This window comes from Hydrogenovibrio sp. JE_KL2 (assembly GCF_009296185.1).
Taxonomy (GTDB): domain Bacteria; phylum Pseudomonadota; class Gammaproteobacteria; order Thiomicrospirales; family Thiomicrospiraceae; genus Hydrogenovibrio.
This window is the reverse complement of record NZ_WBJR01000005.1, coordinates 172,556-197,367: the sequence shown is the minus strand read 5'-3', so window position 1 is coordinate 197,367 and position 24,812 is coordinate 172,556. Positions and strand designations below refer to the sequence as shown.

Genomic DNA, 24,812 nt, shown 5'->3' with positions numbered 1-24,812 from the left:
AAAGGCTAGCGGGATGCAACGGTTAATTTTTTGGGTGGGATTGATAGCACTAAGCTTGTACCACATCAAGTTAGCCGATGCATCTGGAGCGCCAACAGTTGTCAGTAACGCCGAGATTCAAAAGGTTAATCAAAAATATGGCATGCTGGCGGCTAACCGCTTAAGGGCTTGGCAAAGCTTGGTTAATGATGCTTATGGCAAACCGGAAAGGCTGCAACTGAGCATGGTGAATAACTTTTTCAACGGCGCCAAATATATGTCCGATGAAAAAAACTGGGGCAAGCAGGACTACTGGGCGACGCCAATAGAAATGCTCATCAAAGACGCCGGAGATTGTGAAGACTATGTTATCGGCAAATACTTCACACTCAGGGCACTTGGCATTCCAGATCAAAAGCTTTATCTGACTTATGTTAAAGCCATACGCTTCAAACAAGCGCACATGGTATTAACCTACTTCAAAACGCCAAAATCCATCCCTTTGGTTTTAGACAATATCAATCCGCAAATCCGCAAAGCAACCCAACGCCCTGACCTGCTCCCTATCTACAGTTTTAACGGTAGCGGACTCTGGCTCGCAAAACAACGCGGCAGAGGACAAGCAGTGGAAGGCGGAAATAAACAACTCGAACAATGGCAAGCACTGCTCAAAAAATTAGATAAGAGGAGTTCATCATGAGCTTAAGTAAGCAAATGATTTTATTCATCTCAGGTATGTTGATGATACTGTTGGTAGGAACATTTATCCTAAACTTCAACAACACCAAGACCTTCTTGGAACATCAACTGGTCTCCCACTCACAGGACACCGCCACCTCACTTGGCTTATCCCTGAGTTCCGTTGCCAACGGTGAAGACACCTCATCCATGGAAACCATGATCAATGCCGTTTTCGACCGCGGTTACTACTCCATGATTGCCCTCTATGATGTCGATGGTAAAGTGATTTATAAACGGACCAACTCCGATAGCATCCAAGGCATCCCTAACTGGTTCATCCACCTTATCCGCATTAAGGCTCCCATGGCAGAGTCTTTGGTACAAACCGGGTGGATTCCTGTCGGAAAACTAAAAGTTGAAAGTCATCCCGGCTATGCCTATATCGAACTTTGGAAAACCACTATTAGTTTAACGATATGGTTCGTCATCGCCGCCGTACTTGCCATTGCTCTGGCGATTTATGCACTGAAAGTCATGCTCAACCCGCTCAAAAAGCTGGAACAACAAGCTGAAGCCATCGTTAAAAAAGAATATTTACTGCAAGAAGATCTGCCGAATACCACTGAATTCAAGCAGGTGGTCTCAGCGATGAATACCATGGTTCACAAGATGAAAGATGTTTTTGATCGTGATGCAAAAATGTCAGAAAAGCTGCAAAAAATTGCTTACCAAGACAATGTAACCGGTTTGTCGAACCGTTTGCACTTTGAGATGAATATTGACAGCTTGATTGATCCTAAAAGTGAAGCACTGCCCGGCGTTATGGCTTTGGTTCGCATTCAAAACTTGAAAGACATTAATGACCAATTTGGCTACCCAATCGGGGACAAGTTCGTGAAATTACTGTCCGCCAAATTAATCCAACACCTTAATTTCAAACAAATGCTCAATGCACGTTTGAACGGTACCGAGCTGATATCCGTTATCCCTAACAGTCGCACTGACATTGTCATCAAACAAACGGAAAACTTCTTAGCAACTGCAAAAGACATTTTAGCTGAACTGAATATGGCGGAAGAGTACCTCAACGTCAACATCGGCATCATTCACTACGAGCCTGGACAAACCCGTGGGGCGCTACTGACAAACCTTGACATAGCAGTAACCGAAGCAGCACAAAAGGGTCAAAACACCTACTGCTATACCGCAAACGATGAAGAAAAAACCGATGAACAGATTTGGCATGACATCATTGAGCGTGCAATAAAAGATAGCCGTTTCGTATTGTTCCAACAAGGCGCTTACTCCGCAGAGCGCCAAGTTCACTCGAACGAGCTTCTCATTCGAATGAAAGACGATAATGGCGAATTGCAATCTGCTGGATTCTTTATGCCCACGGTTATTCGCTTACACAGAGAGAGTGAAATTGACCAACTGGTCGCGCAGCTGGCAGCAAACTTCATTACAACTTCTCCACAAAATGTCACTTCAAGGCTGTCCATCAACTTGAGCGGTGCAACATTGGAATCGGTATCAGAAAGACTGCGTCTGCTTGAGCTAATCGACAAACATGGCCACAAACATTTCGCGTTTGAAGTGGCGGAAAACCTAATTACAAATAGCGATAATCAAACCAGAGATTTCCTAAAGAGCTTGAGCAAACAAGGTTATGAGTTTGGTATTGATAACTTCGGTTCACAATTCACGAAGCTGGCATTCCTTCAAGACTTGCGCCCTGACTTCATCAAACTGGATATGTCATTCACCAATGTTATTGAAAATGACGAACAAACCCGCTCTTATGTCTCCAGTGTGGTTGATATGTGTACCAGCTTGGATATCCTAGTTATTGCCATGGGGATTGAAAATGATGCGCAACGACAAGCATTTGAATCGCTTGGGGTCACCACTTTCCAAGGATATCTATACGGCGCACCCAAACCTCTATTCTCCCCACAATAAAAAGAGTATACTTTAGGGCAATCTATACTATGTCGCACACCGGATCAAACGCATTGAAAACGGAACAAACCGAAAGCCAGGATCTAGATTTTCGTGATCCACTGCTTGATTGCTTAGTTCTTTATTGCAAAACGCAGGGACAAAACCTTTCCAGCCATGCTCTCGTAGCAGGTTTACCTATCAGTGACGGCGAGCGACTAACGCCTGAATTATTCATTCGAGCTGCAGAACGCGCGCAAATCCATGCAAAATTCGTTCAGCGCGAGCTTGCCGACATTCCAAGCCTTGTCATGCCTTGCATTATTAATCTTAAAGACAATCAGGCATGTATCTTGGACTCTATATCCGGCAGTCAAGCCAATATCATCATGCCGGACATGGGTGGAAGCCTCAAAACAGTTTCGTTAAAAGAGCTGGAAAAAGACTACTTGGGCTACGCCATTTATCTTGGCAAAAAAGTCAGCCAGGCGAACAAAAAAGACCGTTTGGTCAAAAAAGATGACGGGCATTGGTTCTGGCACACCTTCTGGGACAATAGAACCATTTACCGCGACGTCATTATCGCATCTGTCGTCATCAATATTTTCATACTCGCCAACCCGCTGTTCGTCATGAACGTCTATGACCGCATTGTGCCAAACAATGCCGTTGAGTCGCTTTGGGTATTGGCACTTGGCATCAGTGTCGTATATATGTTCGACTTGTTGCTCAAGTCACTGCGCTCTTATTTCCTAGAAATCGCCGGAAAGAAAAGCGATGTGATCATGTCGGCAAAACTCTTTGAGCATACGCTTGATTTAACGATGGAGAACCGCCAAGGTTCCATCGGTGCATTTGCCAACAACCTAAAAGAGTTCGACAGCATCCGCAACTTTTTCACCTCAGGCACCATCGCCTCAATTGTCGATTTACCGTTTGTCATCATCTTCTTATTGGTAATCACCTACATCGCTGGGGCAATCGTCTTGGTCCCCATGCTGATTATCATGGTTATCCTGCTCTATAGTTTGATTATGAAAGACCGCATCATGAGCAGCATTGAAGCAACTTACGAAGCTTCTGCACAGAAAAACGCCGTACTCATAGAAACCCTTACCGCCATTGAAACCATTAAAGCCCTTGGCGTTGAAGCGCGCTCGCAATGGAAGTGGGAACAGGCTGTTGGTGAGATCGCCAAAGCCAGCATCAAATCCAAGATGATGCAAAGCTCAATCGGCAGAATGACGGGGTTCATGCAACAAATGAGTACCGTTTTCATCGTATTGGCCGGGGTGTACTTAATCAAGAACGGTGACTTGACGATGGGGGGCTTGATTGCAACCGTTATGCTGAGTCAGCGCGCTATCGGGCCGATGGGACAGTTTGCAAATCTCACAGCCTCCTATCAGCAAACGCGCACCGCACTGAACTCCCTAAACGACTTAATGAAAAAAGAAACCGAGCGCCCGGTTGGTAAGCGCTTCATTCAGCACCCTGTTTTTAATGGAAAAATCGAATTCAGCAACGTCACATTCACCTACCCAGGCGACTCAAAGGAGGCATTGCATGACGTGTCCTTCAAAATCGAAGCTGGAGATAAAGTCGGAGTCATTGGTCGCGTTGGTTCGGGAAAAACAACCATCGAAAAACTGATTCTCGGCTTTTACAAACCGGACAGTGGTTCAATTCTAATTGACGGCATTGATATCACCCAGCTTGATCCGGCAGCGTTGAGACACAATATCAATTACGTGCCACAAGAAGTGACACTATTCAGCGGCGATGTCAGAGAAAATATCGCCTACAAAGCACCTTATATTGAAGATGATTTGATTCTACGAGCTGCCAAACTCGCGGGCGTGGATGACTTTATCAAAACGCATCCGTCCGGATATGGCTTAATGATTAACGAAGGCGGAACCTCACTCTCTGGAGGTCAAAGACAAAGTATCGGCGTTGCGCGCGCTCTGCTATTGCCAGCACCGATTTACTTGTTCGATGAACCAACCAATGCGATGGATTCCAGCACCGAAATGACGCTGATCCAACGCCTAAAAGAAAATACCATCCAGAACACGATGATTGTCGTTACCCATAAGATGAGTATTTTACAATTGGTGGATCGTCTCATTGTTTTAGACAACGGCAGACTGATTGCCGACGGCCCAAAAGACACGGTTCTAGAAGCCTTGAAGTCGGGACAATTGAATAAACAGCGGGTGGATGCATGAAAATTACAAAGCGCCCTGACGTATCTGAATCTGATTTGGAGTTCATGTCCAGTTTGAGCCAAGCTGCTCTGGAAAAACCCACCATCAAATCTCAAGTTTTGGTGTGGTTGATTTTTTTGGTCATCGTCTTTTTGATTGTTTGGGCAAGCCTAACGACACTAGACAAAATTGTAAGAGGTGAAGGTAAAGTTGTACCTTCTAGCCAGATTCAGGTTGTACAGAATTTAGAAGGCGGTATTGTCTCTAATATTTTTGTCAAAACCGGTGATAAGGTTCGTAAAGGCGAAACGCTGATTAAACTCGACAACACCCAATTTGCCAGTAGTTTTGGTGAAGCGGAAACACAAAAATATGACTTACAGGCTCAATCCGAACGTTTGAAGGCTGAGGCATTTGACCGTCCCTTTATCGAAAAATATCCGTCCAATGATCCTAACGTCATCAGAATGTTTGACCGCGAGAAAACGCTATACCAAAACCAGTTAAATCAACTTCAAACCAATATACACATTCTTGAACAACAGATTGTTCAGCACCGTTCAGAGTTGGAAGAAGCGCAAAACCAAGCCACGCAACTCAAAAAATCCTACGAACTGCTACAAAAGGAAATCCATATCATGGAACCTTTGGTTCGAGAAGGCATCGCTTCACAAGTGGATTTATTAAAAACCAGACGTGATGCCAACGACGCCTACACCAAACTGCAATCGACTCGAATTTCCATTCCAAAACTACAATCGGCGGTAAAAGAAGCCGAATCGAAACAAAAAGAAGCGAAACAGGATTTCCAAAACAAAGCGCAGGAAAAGTTAAATGAAGTTCTGGCTAAACTTGAACAAATTCAAAACTCACAAACCGCCATTGAAGATAAGGTCCGTCGTACCAATATCCGCTCGCCGGTTAACGGTGTTATCAATCAGTTAATGGTGTCGACCATCGGTGAGGTGGTAAAACCGGGTAGTGACATTATCAAGATTGTGCCAAATGATGCTTCATTGGTGTTGGAAACCAAAATTCTGCCATCCGATATCGGGTTTGTTTACCCTGGTTTGAAAGCAAAAATTAAATTCACCGCTTACGACTTTGCGATTTATGGCGGCTTGGAAGGGACTGTTGAGAATATTTCTGCGGATACCATCGTTGATGATAAGGGCAACAGCTTTTACATCGCCCGCATTAAAACCAACAAAAACCACTTGGGAACAGACAAGAATCCGCTTTATTTATTACCAGGGATGCAAGCAACAGTTGATGTTGTGGTTGGAAAACAAACCATCATGGACTACTTGATTAAACCGATCATTAAAGCCAAGGACCTAGCTTTACGTGAATCCTAAGTTTTTTTAATAAATAGATAAAAAAATCGGTACAATAGTCGCATCTAGTTAAACAATAGTAAAAATACTTAACCCATAGATTAGAGTCAAAGTAACAGAACATGACGCACTTACTGCTATATACGACTGACGAAAATATCGTCAACAACGCATCCATTGCAGCAAGCCGTGACTGTGAGGTTATCTTTGATTTAGAAGAAACGTTAAGTTATTTGCCAAGCGAAGTCATGTTACTTGTGGCGTTGAATGAAAATATTCAACAGGAACAAATAGAACAGCTGATTACTCAAGAGTATCCGGTGATCTTACTTTCCAGCCTGCCGTCTTCAGAAGAAGCTTTGGCATGGTTCGCGCTAGGGGTTAGGGGTTATCTTAATCTTTATGCCAATGAAGAGAGAATCCGTCAAGCAATTGACGCTGTTCAATCAGGTAGTATCTGGTTAGGGCAAAATGTGATGCAAGCACTCATCTCACAAGCCGCCAACCAACCAAAACGTTCGGAAAGTTGGAAAAACCAAGTGACGGAACGTGAAGAAGAAACATTGAAATTAGTCATGCAAGGCTTAAGCAATATGGAAATTGCAGAGTCAATGCATATTAGTGAACGCACTGTCAAAGCACATATCAGCCATTTATTGGAAAAGTTTTCCGTCAAGGATCGATTGGCACTGGTACTGTGTATACAAAACTGGCAGGATGAAGATTAGAAGCAGTCCATGAAATTTCAAAACACACTTATCTATGTACATCTTGGCTTGTTATCAGTTGGGCTGCTCGCGAGCCCAGCTGCGCATGCACTGACATTAAAAGAAGCCATTGAAGACGCCATCGTCCACAACCCAGAGTTCCGAAAGGAAGTCAAAGCCTTCCGCGCGACCCAAGCACAGGTTCGTTCCGCTGAAGGCGGCTACTACCCTAGCATTGACCTCAGCGCGGGCATAGGTTACGAAGAAGTCAAGCAAGGTTATCCAGGTGGTGTTGACAACCAAGGCAACGGGCTCGAACGTCAGGAAGGCTCCATCAAATTGACGCAAAACCTGTTTCAAGGCTTTGCGACTCAAGAAGAAGTCAGACGTCAAAAATACCGTCAGGACTCCGCCGCCTACAAAGCCCAAGCCGCCGCAAGCACAATCGCATTGGATATGGCAACCGCTTACGTCAACCTGCTGAAAGAAAAAGAACTGTTAAAGTTGGCGAAAGACAGTTTGGACACTCACCTTAAGATTCACGATCAAATCCTGAAGCGTAACCAAGCTGGGATTGGTAACCAAGTTGAAGTTGACCAGGCAGAAGCACGTCTTGCCTTGGCGCAATCCAATCTTGGATCAGAACAAAACAACTACTATGATGCTTTGGCAAAGTTTCAGCGTATCCTAGGGCGTCAGCCGGATAACTCGCTGATCAAGCCAAAATTCAAATACAGCCTACCCCAGTCGTTGGATGCTGCAACCAAAATCGCCATGCAAAACCATCCAACTCTAGAGTCTGCCAATGCGGATGTTGCTGCGGCCAGAGCACAATATGATGCCAGTGGTAAAAACTACTACCCGACCGTCAACCTTGAAGTGGAAAAGACTTTCAACAACAACCTCTCCGGTATTAAGGGAGAAAACGACTACATGCAAGCAATGTTGCGTTTGAAATATAACCTATACAACGGTGGTCGTGACTCGTCAGAAGTTAAGAGAGCTTCATCGGAATACATGCAAGCAACGGAAGTACGTAACAACAGTCGTCGTCAGGTGATTGAAAATCTGAGATATGCTTGGAATGCTTACCAATATATCGGGGATCAAATCCCTTATATCAACAAGCACATCAAACTGACACATGAAACCTTGGTCGGTTATCGCAAGCAATTCAACCTGGGACGCAGATCGCTACTGGATTTGTTGAACACCGAGAACGAATATACCAGTGCGCTGCGTACTTTGATCAACAATGAAGCGGATGAATTGATTGCCAAATACCGCATTTTGGCAGCAACCGGTGAATTACTGAACGCACTATCCATTCAATACAGCTTTGTTGATGCTGAAAAGCAATACAACGGCGAATAAACCTCAGCCCCCAACCTGGCAGATTTTCTCGCCTTACCCCTTTGGGCGGCGAGCGCTTCATTTGATAAAAATCTACCAGGTTGGGGTCTTTAAAATGCTACGCCATTCCGGTTATGAAACGTGTACAGACACCGCCAACCAGATTTGCCATGCCCCCATCAGCATAATCAAAAAGCCCGCAACACGTCTGACACGCTGGTTGCGCGATAAGCGCGTGAAGAAAAACGCAAACGACCCCATCAATAGCAAATTCGGCATAGTGCCCAACCCAAATGCAATCATGACGGCCGCACCTTGCAGTGCGCCTCCGGCTGAAATCGCCATAATCACCATGCTATAAACCAAACCGCATGGCAACCATCCCCAAACCATGCCATACAGCCAAGCTTGAGGAATCGTTCTCACCGAAGTCATTTTGGAAACCACTGGCTGAAGACGTTTCCAAATGAAACTCCCTAGCCTTTCGACCACCACCACGCCATTCCAGACGCCTGCAACATAAAGCCCCAAAGCGAGCATGAATGCACCCGCAAAAATCTGCAATGCTTGCTGTGCCGGTAAGAAAGTCGCCAAAGAGGTTACTGTATGCCCCAACCAACCGAACAAGGCCCCAATGAGAGCATAACTGGTCACCCGTCCTAAGTTATAGGCAAGCTGATAGGGAAACATTCGCCACAGACTTAGTTGCACCTCGGGACGGAGATTAAACGACAAAGTGCCGACCACACCACTGCACATCCCCAGGCAATGCACGCCACCCAAAAAGCCGACCATCAATGCGGTGAACAGCAAGGATTCATTCATCAGCTATTCCCCTTCATGACAATTTATCCAGTTTACGGTACGACAAGGCTTCCGCAATATGCTTGATGCTGACAACATCATCCTTTGCCATATCGGCTAACGACAACGCCACACGCAACACTTTATGGTAACTTCTGGCTGACATACCCAATTGATTCACCGATTTCTCCAGCAACGCTAAAGACGCATCATCGGGTTGAACCAGTTCATTCAGCTCCTGAGGGGTCAGTTTTGCATTGAGCTTACCCTGACGATTCCATTGCCTTTGCTGACAATCTATAACACGCTCCTTAACTTCTACGGAGGTTTCCCCAGATGCTTTCGCTGTTTGGCTTAAATGCTGAAACTCGACTGGTGAGACTTCCAAGTGGCAGTCAATTCGATCTAACAACGGCCCGGAAATCTTTTTCAGGTATCGATTGATTTGCTCAGGGGTATCCGTGCATCGCCCTAGTGGGTCGTCACTAAAAAATCCTGATGGGCTAGGGTTGGTCGCACACACGAGCTGGACATCCGCAGGATAGGACACCTGTTGGTTAACTCGCGAGATTTCAACGCGCTTGGTTTCCAGCGGTTCTCTCAAAGCTTCAAGTACATTACGGTTAAACTCCGTCAACTCATCTAAAAACAACACTGAGTGGTGTGCCAAAGACAAGGCGCCCGGTTTTGCCGTCGCCCCCGAACCACCCCCCACCATAGCTGGTGCCGTAGCCGTATGGTGAGGATGAACCAACATGCGCTTGAAGAAATCTTGACCATTCACCGGCTTTCCGGCAAGAGAACGTATCACCGCGACTTCTATCGCCTGTTGTTGCGTCAAATCCGGCAGGAGTGTAATCAATCGGGACGCCAGCATACTTTTACCAGAACCCGGCGGCCCAACCATCAGTAGCGAATGTCCACCCGCCGCGCACAACTCCAGCACGCGCTTGGCTTGAAACTGCCCTTGAATATCCGCGATATCCTCTTGATAGTGCCAACCCTTGTCATCAATGGAAGTCATCTCTTGTGGCGAATGGAGCTCGCCAGATGCGGTCAAAAACGCACTGACTTCCAATAAATGACTGGCCGCCAAAATCTCAGCACCGTCAATGACTGCCGCTTCCGCAAGGTTATCCTGAGGGATGATAAGGGTTTTACCGGCCTGCTTTGCCTGAAGTACCGCGGACAAAATGCCATCGACACGACGCACTTCACCATTCAGCCCCAGCTCTCCGATAAATTCTAATTTGGTTAAATCCAGTTGGGTATTGAGTTGGCCTGATGCCAATAGAATACCGAGTGCAATCGGCAAGTCATAACGGCTTCCCTGCTTGGGGACGTCGGCAGGCGCCAGGTTGACGGTAATACGTTTAGGGGGGAGTTGGAAACCACTGCTTAACAGTGCCGAGCGGACACGATCTTTACTTTCCTTAACGGCAGCTTCGGGAAGACCGACCAAAGACAACTGAGGCAAACCATTGGTAACATGCACCTCAACCTGCACGACAGGCGCTTCCATACCGGAAAGTGCGCGGGTTTCCAGCGTGGCATACTGTGTTAACACAACGCGCGTTTACTCTTTATTTTCGAGTGCGTCGACCTTTGCTTCCAAAGCTTCCAGCTTTTGTCGGGTCTTGGCTAACACGGCCGTTTGGACATCAAACTCTTCTCTTGAGACCAAATCCATTTTTTCAAAAGCACGGCTCAAACTGGCTTTGAAATTTTTCTGAGCCTGTTCCGGCAATTCACCAAATCCTTGTGGCAACACTTTTGAGACGGTTTCCACCAAAGATGCAATTTGTTTCGAATCCAGCATAGTGTCTCCAAATTGGGGATGACGCCGTGAGTAAGATCACGACATAGAAACTAAGCTAGAAACTATACTCGAATTTTTCCTCTAATACCATTAGAATCACCCAACACTCCCGTCAGTCATCCCTTACGCAAAAGCACTCAAATCTGTTTCTATACAAAACGTTTTGTGTAAAATAGAAACATAAATATTATTCGTAATCTAAGGCACATCATGTTACTTGATATTAACGACGCACCTGAAAAATCGATTCGTATCTTTGGGCAGTTAATCGATATTTTTGAAGAACAGTCGATTAACCCAACGCCGTTAAATTATTTTATCTGGTACGAATATTACAAAGGGGACAATCCAAAATTCCGTCAGGAAATGGACAAGATCCTCAACGATCCTTTTGGTTATAACGACCGACTAGGGCGTCGCCTTTATGACGAATATTTCGCGGATGACGACTCTGCCGATAATGAGTTCGATAAAGCTCTCAAACGCTTAATCGGCCTTGTCATCAAGAAAATGAACATCTGGAGCGACAAGCTCGCCCAGCAATCGAAAGAACTTGATAAATTCGCCACCTCCCTCAACGATCCGAATATTGATGCAGCGACCCTGAAAGAGCTGACCCATACGGTTCAAAGCACCGTCACCTCAATGCAGGAATCCAGTGCGGATTTACAAAAAGAACTCATGTCCAGCAATGAGGAAATCACACGCTTACGCAAACAACTGATTGAAGCACGTGCGCAAGTCATGCTGGATGAGTTGACTGAGGTGGGGAATAGAAAAGCTTTCAACATTGCCATGGCGGAAATGATGGATTCCGCTCAAGCAAGCGGCAACCCAGAAAGTCTGGTGTTGATCATGACTGACATCGATCATTTCAAACGCTTCAATGACAACTTTGGCCACCTGGTCGGCGACAGCGTGTTGCGTTACTTCGCCAACCTGATGAAGAAAAGCAAACTGGAAAATGAAACCATCTGTCGCTACGGCGGGGAAGAGTTCGCCGTGATCCTATCGGATTCAGATATGGAATCGGCAATGGAACGCGCCGAGTCGATTCGTCACAACATCGAAACCGCTAAGTTGAAACGCAAAGACTCCACCAAAGAGCTGGGATTAATCACCGCCTCTTTTGGGATCGCAACTTATAAAGGTTTGGAAGAAACTGTCGACGAGTTCATCAAACGTGCGGATGATGCGCTCTACCTTGCCAAAGAACAAGGTCGTAATCAGGTGAAAACCGAACTGGATTTAGAAGCGCAACAAACGGCTTCGGCTGAATAGATGTTACTGACTTTCAGAGGCCTCAGCCTCTGATTGGGGTTTTGTCTACTTAGCGTCTTTATCCGTTTGAGGGTCACTGGTTTTCTTAGCGCGAATCAACAAAGTATCCACCCCAAGTTTTCTTAGCTCATTTCGCTTACGGTTCATCACCAATCGATCGGTAAAAGGCCCCAGACGTAAACGGTAATAGGTTTTGCCTCTGGACTGAATACTGGTCACTTGAAGTACCTGATCATACCCTGCCAAACGTTTCTGCTCTTTTAGCGCCGCATCTTGTTCGGTAAAAGTACCCGCTTGAATGTAGTAAGGTGACGGCAATTCAATTGAGATAGGTTCAGCATTCACCACCACTTCGGTTTTCGCCAATCCCTGATAAAAACTATAGTGAATCTTAGGCTCATTATCTGCCGGCTTTTCAACCACCGTCGCTTCAAAGACTTTTTTCTCAGCAGGTTTTGCAACAGGTTCCTTTTTGACGTCTTCAGCTTTTTCACTCGCTGCTAACGCGGCATTAGCAGCGCCTTGCTTAGTTTCGTTCGACTTCACGCCTTTATCGGCGAAATGCTGCACGACAAAAAAACCACCCAGCAAGCCTATCGTCACAACCAATGCCATCAACCACACCCACTTCATGGGAGAAGAAACAGGCTCCTCAGTACGCGCTGTCATCTGAGAACGACGCTGATAAGGCTGCTTAGCGTTGTAATGTTTTTGCTTGTAGTCTCTTGCCATGGAAAGCGAATTACATACTTTGCGGCGCGGATACGCCCAACAGTTTCAAACCGTTTCTCAATACCTGCCTAACGGCTGCGATCAGCACAAAACGAGATTGACGCAATGCATCGTCTTCCACCACGAACTGACAGGCGTTATAGTAAGAGTGAAGACCATTTGCCAAGTCCTTCAAATAATACGCGACTTGATGCGGCTCATAAGCCTGCGCTGCACGTGCGATCACTTCTGGGTACTTCGCCAACTGCGTTGCCAAATCCGTTTCATGCTCTGATGTTAACAATGAAAAATCTGCCAGGTTGGGGTCAATCACCACCGAATAGCCTTTTTCCTCAGCCTGCTCAAATACACGGCAAATACGCGCATGAGCATATTGAATGTAGTAAACCGGGTTGTCGTTGGATTGGGATTTCGCCAAATCCAAATCGAAGTCCATGTGCTGCTCCGACTTGCGCTGTACGTAGAAGAAACGCGCTGCATCCGAACCCACTTCTTCTCTCAACTCGCGCAAGGTCACAAACTGACCGGAACGCGTGGACATCGCTAACTTTTCGCCACCACGATATAAAATCGCGAATTGAACCAACAAGACTTCCAAGGCATCTGGATTGGTATCCATCGCCTGCATCGCCGCTTTGACACGCGGCACATAACCATGGTGATCGGAACCCCAAATATCAATCAGCACATCAAACCCACGTTCAAGCTTGTTAAAGTGGTAAGCGATGTCCGAAGCAAAGTAGGTTTTCAAACCGTTGTCACGCACGACAACGCGGTCTTTCTCGTCACCATACTCGGTTGATTTAAACCACAAAGCGCCATTCTGTTCGTAGACTTTACCTGCGGCCTGCAATTTTTCCAATGCCGCATCGATTACCCCAGAATCCATCAGCGAACGCTCGGAGAACCAGTTGTCGAACTCGACACCGAACTCGCCCAAGTCCTCACGAATGTCAGACAAAATAACCGTCAAAGCTTGTTGGAAGACGATTTCATATTTGTCAGCACCCAATAGGTTTTTCGCTTTCATGATTAAATCATCGATATGTTCTTCTTTGTCACCCGAGACAACATTGCCTTCCGCATCCTTGACTTCATCAGCTGCTACGCCATCGAACACCTCGCTTGCTGCCACCTTAAAGGCTTCCCCATGCTGATGCACCAACTCCTGCGCAATCTCAATAATATAGTCGCCCTGATAACCGTTGCTTGGAAACTTCAAAGTCTCCCCAACCTGTTGCAAATAACGCAACCAAGTTGATGCCGCCAGAATGTCCATTTGACGTCCAGCATCATTCACATAGTATTCTCTCGAAACGTTATAACCAGCTTCCGACAATACATTGGCGACACTCGCGCCATAAGCCGCGCCACGACCATGCCCAACATGCAAAGGCCCAGTTGGGTTGGCGGAAACATACTCCAGCAATACCGAACGCCCGTTACCGACATCACATTTACCGAAGTCATCCCCTTTTGCCAAAACGTCTGCCACGACATCGAATTTTGCCGCTTCCTTAACGAAAAAGTTAATGAAACCAGGTCCGGCGATTTCCACTTTTTCCACCACATCGGATGCCGGTAACGCGTCGATAATCAGGTTAGCGACGTCTCTAGGCGGTTTACCGACAAGCTTGGTCATCATCATCGCCAAGTTAGTGGCGAAATCACCATGCGATTTATCTTTGGTATTTTCCAAGTGAATATTCGGGTGTGCGTCTTCCGGAAGGACGCCTGTTTGCTTTAAAGTATCAACGACTTGAATCAGTAACTCGATTACCTGTTGCTTCATGGGACAACTCTATAAAATCTCTATCAAAAATTAGTCGATATTTTACTCAAAATAGCCGATTGAAATGCGGCTAAATTCATTCTTACCGCAAGAATCTGGCACCTTTCATCCGAAAAGAGGCTTAGAAAACGACTCATTAATATCAATAATTTTTATAGTAGTTTCATTAAGTTAAATTATATTCCTTCATAAAAAATCGCTATACTTTGCTCCGAAAAGGAAGGAGTTTGTCTTTTTCCAGAACGGAATCTGAGTGCAATGCAGCAAACGACCAAGACACAAAATAAGTTCGTCCTGACACTGATCGTCCTATCTATTTTGATTGCTGCACTGTCGTGGCTGCCCGAAAAGGTTTTTGGCATCGAAAATCCTTTTAGCTCTTTTACCCAATATTCCAACCTGATTTTACTTGTGGCTTTTGCCCTGAGCTATCGTGCCTACCAAGTCACCTCAAAAAAACTCATTCAGCAAAATGAAGCAAATCAGCTTGAGTTGAAAAAAATGCGCAAGGCACACAAAAAAGAAAAAGACCGCTTAACCATCATCCTCGACAGCAGTCGAATCGCCTATTGGGAGTGGAACATCAAGAAAAACGCGGCCTTTTTTTCCGACTTGTGGCAGGAAATGATTGGCTTCCACAACCACGATTTCCCGCAGGACTTACATGCTTGGCAAGCCCGAATTCATCCATCAGACCAAACATCCGTTCAGAAAAAAATGCTCAAACTGCTCAGCAACCGATCAACGGCTTATGAGGATGTTCATCGATTAATGAATAGTGAAGGCGAATACATCTGGGTGTATGATCGAGGGCAAACCATTTTCTCGCCACAAGGCGAAATCGAACGATTGATCTGCGTGCGCTTGGATGTCACCCAACAAAAGCAAACTGAAGAAGAGCTGACACTGGATAGAACATTGCTCGATTCAACCAGTGAATCCATCGCCATTACCGATGCGAAATTGAATTTTATCCGTACCAATCCAGCTTTCCACAACTCGTTTGGGTTTTCCGAAGACGAACTGAAACAACTAAACTTGAGAATCCTGCTGGACAACCTTCAGGATGCCCCAGCCATCGACATTATCGGTAAACTTGAAGAAAGCAATGAATGGCGTGGGGAACTCCTCCTGCACCATACCGATGGCCGTCTGGCAGGAGCCAGCCTAGTCGATATCCATAGGGTTCACCATCAAACAACCGATAATATTCACTACACCATGGTCTATACCGACATCACCCAATTGAAGGCGACCCAGATGGAACTGGATCATCTTGCGCATACCGACATGGTAACAGGGCTGCCCAATCGCAACTTTTTCTACAACGCTTTGGAAAAACTGCTCGATGAAGTGAAACACAAAAACGAAAAATTCACTGTCATGTTTTTGGATTTGGACAATTTCAAAACGATTAACGATACCCTAGGACACAGTGTGGGAGATTCTTTATTACGCTCTGTGAGTGAGTTGATTTCCGATCAAATCGCTCAAGATACGATTCTGGCACGGGTAGGCGGTGATGAATTTGTCATCCTCTGTCGAGCGCACACCAGTAAAGAACAACTGGAGCAGGTTGGACAACATCTGAACAAACTGTTAGAAAAACCATTCAACTTGGGTGGACACCAAGTCAATATCGGCTCTAGCATCGGGATGGCGATTTACCCTGATCATGGCGCAACACAAACGGAGCTGCTACAGAACGCCGACCTTGCCATGTATGAAGCGAAAAAATCCGGTAAAGGCCAGCACCGCATCTTTGATCCGGATGACATCAGTCAAACGCTACAATAGCTTGTTACAGCTACCCAGCGCTTGAACAACCTCAGGATTTTTTAGCAGGCGCTTTTTTGGTCGCCGCTTTTTTGGCAGGTGCCTTTTTAGCTGGCGCTTTTTTCGCCGGTGCCTTTTTAGCTGGTGCTTTTTTCGCCGGGGCTTTCTTGGCAGCGGCACGTCCACGTTTTTTCGGCTCTGGCGCTTCGTCCAAACGTTTTTGACACTCTTCCAGCGTCAGTTTCTGAGGATCTTCGGTCTTGGCAATCTTCGCGTTTTTCTTCGTAGTCACATCCGTGATATAAGGCCCCCAACGACCTTTAAGAATGACCACATCCGTGCCTTCAAACACGCGTACAATTTTTTCCGCTTCCGCTACGATTTTAGCTTCAATCAACGCCATAGATTCTTCCAGCGTAATCGACAGTGGATCAAACCCTTTGATTGGCGCATATTTCTTTGGACCATATTCCAAATAAGGGCCAAAAGGACCTTGCTTGGCGATAATTTCCTGTCCCTTCTCCACCGAGAAAAGCGTACCATCAATCGCAGAGGCACTAAACCCTTCCGGCGCCTCGCCAACCACACGAGGTAGTTTGAACAATTCCAACGCTTCTTCAAGCTTAATGGTGTCCATTTTTTGCCCGGTTACCAAGCTCGCAAAGGTAGGCTTCTCATCATTCTCACCATCCCCCAACTGCACGTAAGGGCCAAATCGACCAATTTTGACAAACATCGGCTTGCCTGTCGCCGGGTCGTTCCCCAACGCGCGTGACTGCCCTGCTTCTTCACGAGACACGTCTTCAGCGGCTTCAACTCTTGGGTGGAACTGCTGATAGAAATTCTGCAACATCTGCTGCCAAGACTCTTTACCCTGCGCAATGACATCGAATTCATCTTCAACATGGGCGGTAAATTGATAATCCAACACATCCCCGAAATGCTTCACTAGGAAATCGGTCACAATACCAGCAATATCCGTAGGGAACAGTTTGTTCTTTTCGCTACCTGCCATCTCGGTCAAGGTCTCGGCATGAATACCGTCTGCCGTCAGTTCAAGTTGACGATAATTTCTTGGCTGACCTTCACGATCTTCTTTCACGACATAGCCACGCGCCTGAATGGTATCAATGGTCGGTGCGTAGGTAGACGGACGCCCAATCCCCATTTCTTCAAGGGTACGAACCAAGCTGGCTTCGTTATAACGAGCCGGTGCTCTAGAGTAACTCTGACGCACCACCAGAGACCCCAAGCTCAAAGCTTGTCCAATAGTCATTGGCGGCAACATACCTTCTTCATTGTCAGCGTCCAACTGATAAACTTTTAGGAAGCCTTCAAACTCGATGACCTCGCCTTTGGCTACCAGCTTTTCCGCCGGCATATTGGAGATAGCGATTTCAACCGTGGTGCGTTTCAGTCTGGCATCCGCCATTTGCGAAGCAATGGCACGGCGCCAGATCAATTGGTAAAGTCGTTGTTCATTTCTTTCTCCCGACACTTCCGAAACGGAGAAATCGGTCGGACGAATGGCCTCATGGGCTTCTTGCGCATCGGCCTTTTTGGTTTTATAGCGGCGGGTATGGACAAAAGCATCACCATACCGGCCGGCAATCACTTTCGATGCGCTTACCAATGCTTCTTCCGACAAATTCAACGAGTCGGTACGCATATAGGTGATTTTTCCAGACTCATATAAACGCTGAGCAACCGACATGGTTTGCTTAACGGAAAAACCCAGTTTAGAGGCAGCTTCCTGCTGTAGCGTCGACGTGGTAAAAGGTGGTTTTGGAGATTTTTTCGCCGGTTTTTCTTCCAAGCTAGCAACGCTCAACTGACCTTGTGACAACATTTTCAAGAAGCTTTCCGCTTCTTCTTCCGTGTCGAATGCGGCATTACGCTTCATATCCACTTCACCGACGATGTTCTGTTGAGCGTCCAGCAGGCTTAACTTACCTTGCAGGCGGAAAACATACTCAGATTCAAACGCATCAATTTCTCTTTCACGTTCAACAATCAAGCGCACGGCAACCGACTGCACACGCCCCGCGGACAGGCCGGTACGAATTTTCTTCCACAAGACCGGCGACAACTCAAACCCGACGATTCTGTCTAGAATGCGTCGTGCTTGCTGCGCATCTACCAAGTCCATATCAACGGTACGAGGTTCGGCAATGGCTTTTTGAATCGCGGTCTGCGTAATTTCATGAAAAACGATACGTTTGGTCTCAGCAACATTCAGGTTCAAGGCTTCCGCTAGGTGCCATGCAATGGCTTCCCCTTCGCGGTCCTCATCCGTCGCCAGCCAAACCGTTTCGGCAGTCTTGGCCAATTTTTTCAGTTCGGAAACCGTTTTCTTTTTGTCTGGAGAAATCTCGTATTGCGGCGCAAATCCATTAGGGATGTCTATCCCCATTCCTTTTTTCTGGATGTCACGAATATGCCCGTAGCTTGAGCGTACGGTAAACCCTTTGCCCAGATACTTTTCAATGGTCTTGGCTTTGGCGGGTGACTCCACAATCACAAGATTTGTCATATTTTAATGTCTCGAAATGATGTCTTTTTATTAGAGTGCAAAAAATAAATTTGAAATGCAATATCTAAATTCGTGCGTTAAAAAATTAGCGTATTCTAATATCTTTTATTCATAATTATTTGATTTTTTTATCAATTTATTTTGCTCTCGTAGAATTCTATGGGATTCTATATAATCAAAGTAACGCACACTATTAATAAAGCATGGTTTCGATGGAATTAAAAAACCTACTGCTGGTTGAAGATGAACTCACCAGCCTCAAACTGCTCGAATTCTTCCTGAAGGATGACCCCTTCGCCCTGACAATTGCCCGCAACGGCAAACAGGCAAGTGACATTCTTGCCAACTACCCGCCGGATCACTTCCAGTGCATCATCTCCGATATCAACATGCCGGAGATGAGTGGCCTTAACCTACTTAAACAACTTAAGCAAGACCCGGATCGTAAACATATTCCCGTTATCCTGCAAACTGCGGTGTCCGGTGAGGAAGACATCCAACAAGGGTTAGAGCTTGGCGCGTTTTATTATTTATTAAAACCCATCACCAAACAAACCCTGGTTTCGCTCATTACCGCCGCACTACAGGATTATGAAAACTATCGTGAGGCCGCTCGCTCTTTACATGAAATCAAAGAACCGTCACCACTGCTTAAAAGCGGTCAGTTCACTTTCAAAACCATTAAAGAAGCCAAAAATCTTGCTCAATTCCTCGCATTGATGACCAGTGATCCGGAAACCATCGCCATGGGATTATTGGAACTGATGATCAACGCCATTGAACATGGCAATCTCGGCATCACTTATGATGAAAAAACCCAACTGGTCGCCACAGGGAAATTGAGGGACGAAATCTCCCGCCGCCTCACTTCTCGCGAACATCGAGACAAGTTCGTCACCGTCGACTTGAACAGAGATGATGGCAAACTCACCATCAGCGTTAAAGACATGGGCAAAGGGTTCGATTTTGAAAAATATATGGATTTCTCGCTCGAACGGGCAATGGATAACCATGGGCGTGGCATCATGATGGCAAACAAGCTCAGTTTCGACGACTTATGCTATACCGACAACGGCAGTACCGCGGTATGCGTCACCAGCAAGCTCTGACGACTCAGACACAAAGTTTATTTTAACCGTCGCCAACGCCCTGCCGACAAGGCTTCGATGCGCCCTGTCACTTCCAAAATCAATAACTGACTTTGGATTTCCGACACCGGCCACTTACTCAGCACCGACAATTCATCCAGACTGATGGGTTCGTACTCTATCCACTTCAACAGTCCGTCTTCAGAAAGCTTTTCCGCCGTTTTGTCCTGATTCAGGGGAGATGACTGCGAAGTAAACTCATCCGATAACGACAACTCAATCAAACCGGACAAATCTTCCAGCACATCCTGTCCGGATTCTGCCAACTTCGCACCTTGGCGAATCAATTGATGGCAGCCTTTGGAATGAGGGCTATTGATGGAACCCGGCACCGCAAACACTTCCCGCCCCTGCTCCATCGCCAAACGTGCAGTGATGAGCGAGCCGCTTTTCAGCGCCGCTTCTACCACCAGTACCCCAAGGCTTAACCCGGAAATGATGCGATTCCGCTCCGGAAATTGGTGCGCCAAAGGCTTGGTCCCCAAAGGATACTCGGACACCAACACCCCAACCTGGCAGATTTTATGTGCCAATTCACGGTTGGATGCCGGATAGACACGGTCCAACCCCGTTGCCACCACCGCAATCGTCGTGCCGGGAAATTGCTCGGAGTGCAATGCACCTTCATGCGCAGCTTGGTCAATACCACTGGCCAACCCGCTCGTCACCGTCATCCCAACTTTGGTAAAGTATTCTGCAAAATCCTTGGCAATGCTGATGCCATATTTGGTCGCATTGCGGCTACCAACAATCCCGATTTGCGGGTCGCTCAGCAGTTCAACCTTGCCCATTGCATAAAGCAAAATAGGCGGATCGGCTATTTCTGCCAGCATCGACGGATAAACCTCATCTTCTAAGCATAGAATGTGATGATTTTCTTGCTGCGCCCAGGTTTCGGCCTGTTGGATGCGCTCGGGCAATTCATCTTCAAACAGGCGCTCCAACTGACGTGGCGTGAGTATTCCGGACTTTTCCCATGCTGCCTGAGAAGCTTCAACCGCTTTATCCAGCGAGCCGAAACGGCTGCGAATCGCTTCCAATTGCGAGGCCTTCACTCTGGCAAAATGCAGTTTTAGATAAGTACCCGTTCGATTCATCTTTACCGAAACTCAATTCCACAAGGTCGAAAGCGACTCAAAATAACGCTAAATTTATGAATAGGCTATAATAGTCGCCAATTGCAAAAAGAAGCTAGTATAACGAATTATGACACCGCTCGACATTGTACTTTACCCTGATGAAGGTCTTCGCGAAGTCTGCGCCCCCATCGCGGAGATGAATGATGATCTCGACAAACTCATCGACGAAATGTTTTACACCATGTACGATGCCCCCGGCATCGGTTTGGCTGCACCGCAAGTTGCGGTACAACAGCGTTTAATCGTGGTCGATGTTTCTGAAACCAAAGACGAACCGCTTGCCTTGATGAACCCGGAAATCATTCAATCCGCCGGTAAGATTACCTGGGAAGAAGGCTGTTTGTCCATTCCCGGCATTTACGGCAAGGTGGACCGCCCTTCGGAAATCCTCGTTCGCGGCATGAATCGTGACGGCAAAATCATTGAAGTCGAAGCAAGAGATTTGCTGGCGGTATGTATCCAGCATGAAATCGATCACTTGAACGGCAAGCTGTTTATCGATCACCTTTCCGGTTTGAAGCGCACACGCGCCATGCAAAAATACAAAAAAGAAATGGCGGAACGAGACAGCGAGTGAACCAGCCAATGACACAACCTCTTCGTATCGTTTTTGCCGGCACACCGGATTTTTCCGTGGCACCGCTTAAGCGTTTAATGGCATCTGAACATGACGTCATCGCCGTCTACACGCAGCCGGATCGTCCGGCAGGTCGTGGGCAAAAGCTCACCGCCAGCCCGGTCAAACAAGCCGCGATTGAATTCGACATACCGGTTTATCAACCACAAACCCTGCGCGCAGAAGACGCACAAGCCGAATTGGCGGCACTCAATGCCGATGTGATGATTGTGGTGGCTTATGGCCTGATCTTACCCAAAGCCGTTTTGGACATGCCTCGTTTCGGGTGTTTGAACATTCATGCCTCGCTATTACCGCGCTGGCGTGGCGCTGCGCCCATTCAACGCGCCATTGAAAGTGGCGATGCCGAAAGCGGCGTCACCATCATGCAAATGGATGTCGGCTTGGATACCGGCGATATGCTCACCACTCTGACCACGCCGATCACGGCTGAAGATACCGCGCAAACCCTTCACGACCGTTTGAGCGAATTGGGGTGTGATGCTTTAATGCAAACCCTGATAGACATCCAAAACAATGCATTGAATCCTATCAAGCAAGATGAAACGCTGGTCACCTACGCGGAAAAGCTCAACAAGGCAGAAGCGGAAATCGACTGGCAACAAGATGCCGAACTCATTCAGCGCAAAGTTCAGGCGTTCAACCCGTGGCCGGTGGCTTTCACCCAATATCAAGGGCAACCCTTACGCATTTGGCAAGCCAATACAGCCAATGCGCTTAGCGAAGATGACATGAAAAATCTGCCAGGTTGGGGTAAAACCTTCACGCCGGGAGAAGTGGTGCAAGTAGCCAAAACCGGCGTTGATGTTGCCGCAGGGTCTGGCGTATTGCGCATCACGCAACTCCAACCTTCCGGCAAAAAAGCGATGGCCGCTTATGACTTTGCCCAAGCCAGAAACCTGGTAGGCGAAATCTTCGGAGCTACTGCTGAATGAGCGATAACCAACCCAATAGCCGCTATGTCGCACTGAAAATGTGTCTAAATGTCATTGAACATGGTCGTTCACTCAGCCAGACATTAGGGGAAGGGTTGGCGCAATTCTCCGACCGCCGCGAGCGTGCCTTTACCCAAAACCTGGTGTTGGGAACACTGCGCTGGCAAGAACGCCTCGCCGCCATCCGCGCACATTTACTGAAAAAACCACTGAAAGCCAAAGATGAAGACGTCAACCAATTGATCTTAATTGGTCTCTATCAAATTCTCTATATGGATACGCCTGAGCATGCTGCCGTATCGGAAACCGTCACTCTCACGCAAAAGTTGAAAAAGCCTTGGGCAAAGGCGTTGGTCAATGGTGTGCTGCGCAACTTTCTACGCGATGCGGAGACCATCCAAGCCGAAGTCGATTTGAAGCCAGCTTATAAGTTCAGTCATCCGCAATGGTTCACCAAAACCATGCGCAAAGCCTACCCGGATGATTGGCAAGCTATCCTGACCGCCAATAACGAACCGGCACCCTTGAGCCTCAGAGTGAACACCCATTTCCAAACATTGGAAACCTTTAAAGCGACATTGGAAGCCGAAAGCATCGCCTGCCAAACACACCCTTATTCGCCTGCCGCACTGGTATTGGAACAGGCATTGGATATTACACAACTGCCAACTTATGAAGACGGCGGATTCAGCGTGCAGGACATCGCAGCGCAGCAAGCGGCCTATCTGCTTGACCCTCAACCGAATGAACACGTTTTGGATGCCTGTGCTGCACCCGGCGGCAAAACTACGCACCTGCTTGAACTGGCGGGCAATCAACTGGATTTGCTGGCGCTGGAAAAAGAACCGGAGCGTATTGAACGGCTCTCGGAAAACCTGCATCGTTTACAACTCGATGCCGAAGTTGACGTTGGCGACGCCTCTCAACCAGATGACTGGTGGAACGGCACACCTTTCGATAAAATTCTACTGGATGCCCCTTGCTCTGCCACCGGCATTATCCGCCGCCACCCTGATATCAAATGGCACCGCACTATGGAAGATATCGAAACCTTGGTGGAGACACAGTCCGCTATTTTGCATGCGCTCTGGCAGACCTTAAAACCCGGTGGGCGCTTACTCTACTCGACTTGTTCAGTAATGCCTCAGGAAAACGGACAACAAATGGCCGCGTTTCTGTCGGAAACCCCAGATGCGAAGGAAGTCCCTATTGAAAAAGAATGGGGATTTAAACAAGATTTACCCGGGAAGCAAATCCTACCCGGATCAGAAGGCATGGATGGTTTTTACTACTGCCTTTTGGAAAAGTCCGAGTAGTCGGACGAGAAAACGGCGGAAGACTATGATGTTACTCGATTCCATCTTAAAGCAACCCTTTCTTTGCCGTCGTACGATCTCTCGTGCCATGGGACGTTTTTTGTGGCTGGGTTGCCTCGCCTGCCTACCGATTTCCGCACAATGCCAATCCGAGATGACCGAGCAGCCTTCTACCAAAGGCATGATCCATATCGACCAACTCAGCGATTATCATGAAAACCAACAACTCAAGGTCGATGCACAAGTCAATATCGTTTTGTCCCAGCGCATGAAAGATGCGTTGCAACACGAGATTCCGCTGACTTTTGAGACGGAACTGCAACTCAATGAACGTTTCAACTTTCTCGGTCTAAACCTGACGCGTAACCGTGTACACATCCTCTATAAAACCAAGCTTTACTATTTCACTTACAACGGTCTCTATTTCATTACCAATTTACGCAACGGCCAAACCCAGTCATTTGAAAGCCTGAAAGAGGCGCTCAACACGCTCGGCACCATCGACAACTTCATGTTGACTGATCTTGCTGAATTGCACCCCAACACGCGTTATACGCTGAAGTTACGCTTAAAATTCGACCCATGGGATTTGCCCTCCCCCCTGTTGATAGAGACTTTGGTTTCTCAAAACTGGCACTTGTCTAGTGGCTGGCATGACGTTACTATTCAATCACCGAGCAGCTGGTATTAGT

20 protein-coding genes are annotated in these 24,812 nt (G+C 46.9%); 13 read left to right on the top strand and 7 right to left on the bottom strand.

Features of this window, described 5'->3' with window-relative positions; genetic code table 11:
• Positions 1-13: 13 nt before the first annotated feature.
• The 6 genes from F8R13_RS09855 to F8R13_RS09830 all read left to right on the top strand — a co-directional run bounded on the left by F8R13_RS09855 (position 14) and on the right by F8R13_RS09830 (position 8,229).
• On the top strand, positions 14-679 hold the full coding sequence (locus F8R13_RS09855; protein WP_152834093.1) for a transglutaminase-like cysteine peptidase: 666 nt from the start codon (positions 14-16) through the stop codon (positions 677-679).
• Positions 676-2,622, top strand: coding sequence for an EAL domain-containing protein (locus tag F8R13_RS09850; RefSeq protein ID WP_152834091.1), 1,947 nt, complete (start codon positions 676-678; stop codon positions 2,620-2,622). Before F8R13_RS09855 ends, F8R13_RS09850 begins: the two co-directional genes overlap by 4 nt.
• Positions 2,623-2,651: 29 nt before the next feature.
• On the top strand, positions 2,652-4,832 hold the full coding sequence (locus F8R13_RS09845) for a type I secretion system permease/ATPase (protein ID WP_152834089.1): 2,181 nt from the start codon (positions 2,652-2,654) through the stop codon (positions 4,830-4,832).
• The gene (locus F8R13_RS09840) at positions 4,829-6,169 is read left to right on the top strand and encodes an HlyD family type I secretion periplasmic adaptor subunit (RefSeq protein ID WP_253806422.1); all 1,341 of its coding nucleotides are present in this window, start codon (positions 4,829-4,831) and stop codon (positions 6,167-6,169) included. Before F8R13_RS09845 ends, F8R13_RS09840 begins: the two co-directional genes overlap by 4 nt.
• 101 nt (positions 6,170-6,270) lie before the next feature.
• Positions 6,271-6,876: a response regulator transcription factor gene (locus F8R13_RS09835; protein WP_152834087.1), complete on the top strand. Its 606-nt coding sequence runs from the start codon at positions 6,271-6,273 to the stop codon at positions 6,874-6,876.
• A 9-nt stretch (positions 6,877-6,885) separates the two neighbouring features.
• Complete coding sequence (locus tag F8R13_RS09830) at positions 6,886-8,229, top strand: TolC family outer membrane protein (protein ID WP_152834085.1); 1,344 nt, start codon at positions 6,886-6,888, stop codon at positions 8,227-8,229.
• A gap of 111 nt (positions 8,230-8,340) precedes the next feature.
• Here the strand turns inward: F8R13_RS09830 and F8R13_RS09825 are convergent, their stop codons facing one another.
• From F8R13_RS09825 to F8R13_RS09815, 3 genes are read right to left on the bottom strand one after another with little or no spacing between them, the layout of a single operon-like run.
• A complete protein-coding gene (locus tag F8R13_RS09825) occupies positions 8,341-9,033 on the bottom strand; it encodes a sulfite exporter TauE/SafE family protein (RefSeq protein ID WP_152834083.1) in 693 nt (230 codons plus the stop codon).
• A 13-nt stretch (positions 9,034-9,046) separates the two neighbouring features.
• Positions 9,047-10,579 (bottom strand): YifB family Mg chelatase-like AAA ATPase, encoded by a 1,533-nt coding sequence (locus F8R13_RS09820; protein WP_371414940.1) that lies wholly within the window; start codon positions 10,577-10,579, stop codon positions 9,047-9,049.
• 9 nt (positions 10,580-10,588) lie between these two features.
• Positions 10,589-10,831: an accessory factor UbiK family protein gene (locus F8R13_RS09815; protein ID WP_152834081.1), complete on the bottom strand. Its 243-nt coding sequence runs from the start codon at positions 10,829-10,831 to the stop codon at positions 10,589-10,591.
• 210 nt (positions 10,832-11,041) lie between these two features.
• On the opposite strand from F8R13_RS09815, the gene F8R13_RS09810 reads away from it, so the two are divergent.
• Positions 11,042-12,112, top strand: a complete 1,071-nt coding sequence (locus tag F8R13_RS09810; RefSeq protein ID WP_152834079.1) for a GGDEF domain-containing protein — start codon at positions 11,042-11,044, stop codon at positions 12,110-12,112.
• Between the two features lie 45 nt (positions 12,113-12,157).
• Here the strand turns inward: F8R13_RS09810 and F8R13_RS09805 are convergent, their stop codons facing one another.
• Positions 12,158-12,844, bottom strand: a complete 687-nt coding sequence (locus tag F8R13_RS09805) for an SPOR domain-containing protein (RefSeq protein WP_152834077.1) — start codon at positions 12,842-12,844, stop codon at positions 12,158-12,160.
• A 10-nt stretch (positions 12,845-12,854) separates the two neighbouring features.
• The gene (gene argS / locus F8R13_RS09800; RefSeq protein ID WP_152834075.1) at positions 12,855-14,636 is read right to left on the bottom strand and encodes an arginine--tRNA ligase; all 1,782 of its coding nucleotides are present in this window, start codon (positions 14,634-14,636) and stop codon (positions 12,855-12,857) included.
• A gap of 258 nt (positions 14,637-14,894) precedes the next feature.
• Here argS and F8R13_RS09795 point away from each other — a divergent pair, with 258 nt between their 5' ends.
• Positions 14,895-16,433 (top strand): sensor domain-containing diguanylate cyclase, encoded by a 1,539-nt coding sequence (locus tag F8R13_RS09795; RefSeq protein ID WP_152834073.1) that lies wholly within the window; start codon positions 14,895-14,897, stop codon positions 16,431-16,433.
• 31 nt (positions 16,434-16,464) lie between these two features.
• Here F8R13_RS09795 and topA read toward each other — a convergent pair whose 3' ends face one another.
• Positions 16,465-18,945: a type I DNA topoisomerase gene (topA, locus tag F8R13_RS09790; RefSeq protein WP_152834071.1), complete on the bottom strand. Its 2,481-nt coding sequence runs from the start codon at positions 18,943-18,945 to the stop codon at positions 16,465-16,467.
• A 212-nt stretch (positions 18,946-19,157) separates the two neighbouring features.
• Here topA and F8R13_RS09785 point away from each other — a divergent pair, with 212 nt between their 5' ends.
• Positions 19,158-20,054 (top strand): response regulator, encoded by an 897-nt coding sequence (locus F8R13_RS09785; protein WP_172967753.1) that lies wholly within the window; start codon positions 19,158-19,160, stop codon positions 20,052-20,054.
• A gap of 17 nt (positions 20,055-20,071) precedes the next feature.
• On the opposite strand, the gene dprA is transcribed toward F8R13_RS09785, so the two are convergent.
• Positions 20,072-21,190 (bottom strand): DNA-processing protein DprA, encoded by a 1,119-nt coding sequence (dprA, locus tag F8R13_RS09780; RefSeq protein WP_152834067.1) that lies wholly within the window; start codon positions 21,188-21,190, stop codon positions 20,072-20,074.
• A gap of 109 nt (positions 21,191-21,299) precedes the next feature.
• On the opposite strand from dprA, the gene def reads away from it, so the two are divergent.
• The 4 genes from def to F8R13_RS09760 are packed head-to-tail and all read left to right on the top strand — an operon-like array spanning position 21,300 to position 24,811.
• Positions 21,300-21,809 carry a peptide deformylase gene (gene def / locus F8R13_RS09775; protein ID WP_152834065.1) on the top strand — a complete coding sequence of 170 codons (510 nt, stop codon included), beginning with the start codon at positions 21,300-21,302 and terminating at the stop codon, positions 21,807-21,809.
• A gap of 8 nt (positions 21,810-21,817) precedes the next feature.
• A complete protein-coding gene (gene fmt, locus F8R13_RS09770) occupies positions 21,818-22,804 on the top strand; it encodes a methionyl-tRNA formyltransferase (protein WP_152834063.1) in 987 nt (328 codons plus the stop codon).
• Positions 22,801-24,120, top strand: a complete 1,320-nt coding sequence (gene rsmB / locus F8R13_RS09765; RefSeq protein ID WP_152834061.1) for a 16S rRNA (cytosine(967)-C(5))-methyltransferase RsmB — start codon at positions 22,801-22,803, stop codon at positions 24,118-24,120. Before fmt ends, rsmB begins: the two co-directional genes overlap by 4 nt.
• A 25-nt stretch (positions 24,121-24,145) precedes the next feature.
• Positions 24,146-24,811, top strand: coding sequence for a DUF4390 domain-containing protein (locus F8R13_RS09760; RefSeq protein WP_172967752.1), 666 nt, complete (start codon positions 24,146-24,148; stop codon positions 24,809-24,811).
• Position 24,812 lies beyond the last annotated feature (1 nt).

Excerpts from the sequence above, each read along its gene's own strand:
- def (WP_152834065.1), top strand. The coding sequence starts at position 21,300 with ATGACACCGCTCGACATTGTACTTTACCCTGATGAAGGTCTTCGCGAA.
- dprA (WP_152834067.1), bottom strand. The coding sequence starts at position 21,190 with ATGAATCGAACGGGTACTTATCTAAAACTGCATTTTGCCAGAGTGAAG.
- F8R13_RS09785 (WP_172967753.1), top strand. The coding sequence starts at position 19,158 with ATGGAATTAAAAAACCTACTGCTGGTTGAAGATGAACTCACCAGCCTC.
- fmt (WP_152834063.1), top strand. The coding sequence starts at position 21,818 with ATGACACAACCTCTTCGTATCGTTTTTGCCGGCACACCGGATTTTTCC.
- F8R13_RS09845 (WP_152834089.1), top strand. The coding sequence starts at position 2,652 with ATGTCGCACACCGGATCAAACGCATTGAAAACGGAACAAACCGAAAGC.
- F8R13_RS09805 (WP_152834077.1), bottom strand. The coding sequence starts at position 12,844 with ATGGCAAGAGACTACAAGCAAAAACATTACAACGCTAAGCAGCCTTAT.
- rsmB (WP_152834061.1), top strand. The coding sequence starts at position 22,801 with ATGAGCGATAACCAACCCAATAGCCGCTATGTCGCACTGAAAATGTGT.
- argS (WP_152834075.1), bottom strand. The coding sequence starts at position 14,636 with ATGAAGCAACAGGTAATCGAGTTACTGATTCAAGTCGTTGATACTTTA.
- F8R13_RS09760 (WP_172967752.1), top strand. The coding sequence starts at position 24,146 with ATGATGTTACTCGATTCCATCTTAAAGCAACCCTTTCTTTGCCGTCGT.
- F8R13_RS09795 (WP_152834073.1), top strand. The coding sequence starts at position 14,895 with ATGCAGCAAACGACCAAGACACAAAATAAGTTCGTCCTGACACTGATC.
- F8R13_RS09840 (WP_253806422.1), top strand. The coding sequence starts at position 4,829 with ATGAAAATTACAAAGCGCCCTGACGTATCTGAATCTGATTTGGAGTTC.
- F8R13_RS09830 (WP_152834085.1), top strand. The coding sequence starts at position 6,886 with ATGAAATTTCAAAACACACTTATCTATGTACATCTTGGCTTGTTATCA.
- F8R13_RS09810 (WP_152834079.1), top strand. The coding sequence starts at position 11,042 with ATGTTACTTGATATTAACGACGCACCTGAAAAATCGATTCGTATCTTT.
- F8R13_RS09855 (WP_152834093.1), top strand. The coding sequence starts at position 14 with ATGCAACGGTTAATTTTTTGGGTGGGATTGATAGCACTAAGCTTGTAC.
- topA (WP_152834071.1), bottom strand. The coding sequence starts at position 18,945 with ATGACAAATCTTGTGATTGTGGAGTCACCCGCCAAAGCCAAGACCATT.
- F8R13_RS09825 (WP_152834083.1), bottom strand. The coding sequence starts at position 9,033 with ATGAATGAATCCTTGCTGTTCACCGCATTGATGGTCGGCTTTTTGGGT.
- F8R13_RS09815 (WP_152834081.1), bottom strand. The coding sequence starts at position 10,831 with ATGCTGGATTCGAAACAAATTGCATCTTTGGTGGAAACCGTCTCAAAA.
- F8R13_RS09850 (WP_152834091.1), top strand. The coding sequence starts at position 676 with ATGAGCTTAAGTAAGCAAATGATTTTATTCATCTCAGGTATGTTGATG.
- F8R13_RS09835 (WP_152834087.1), top strand. The coding sequence starts at position 6,271 with ATGACGCACTTACTGCTATATACGACTGACGAAAATATCGTCAACAAC.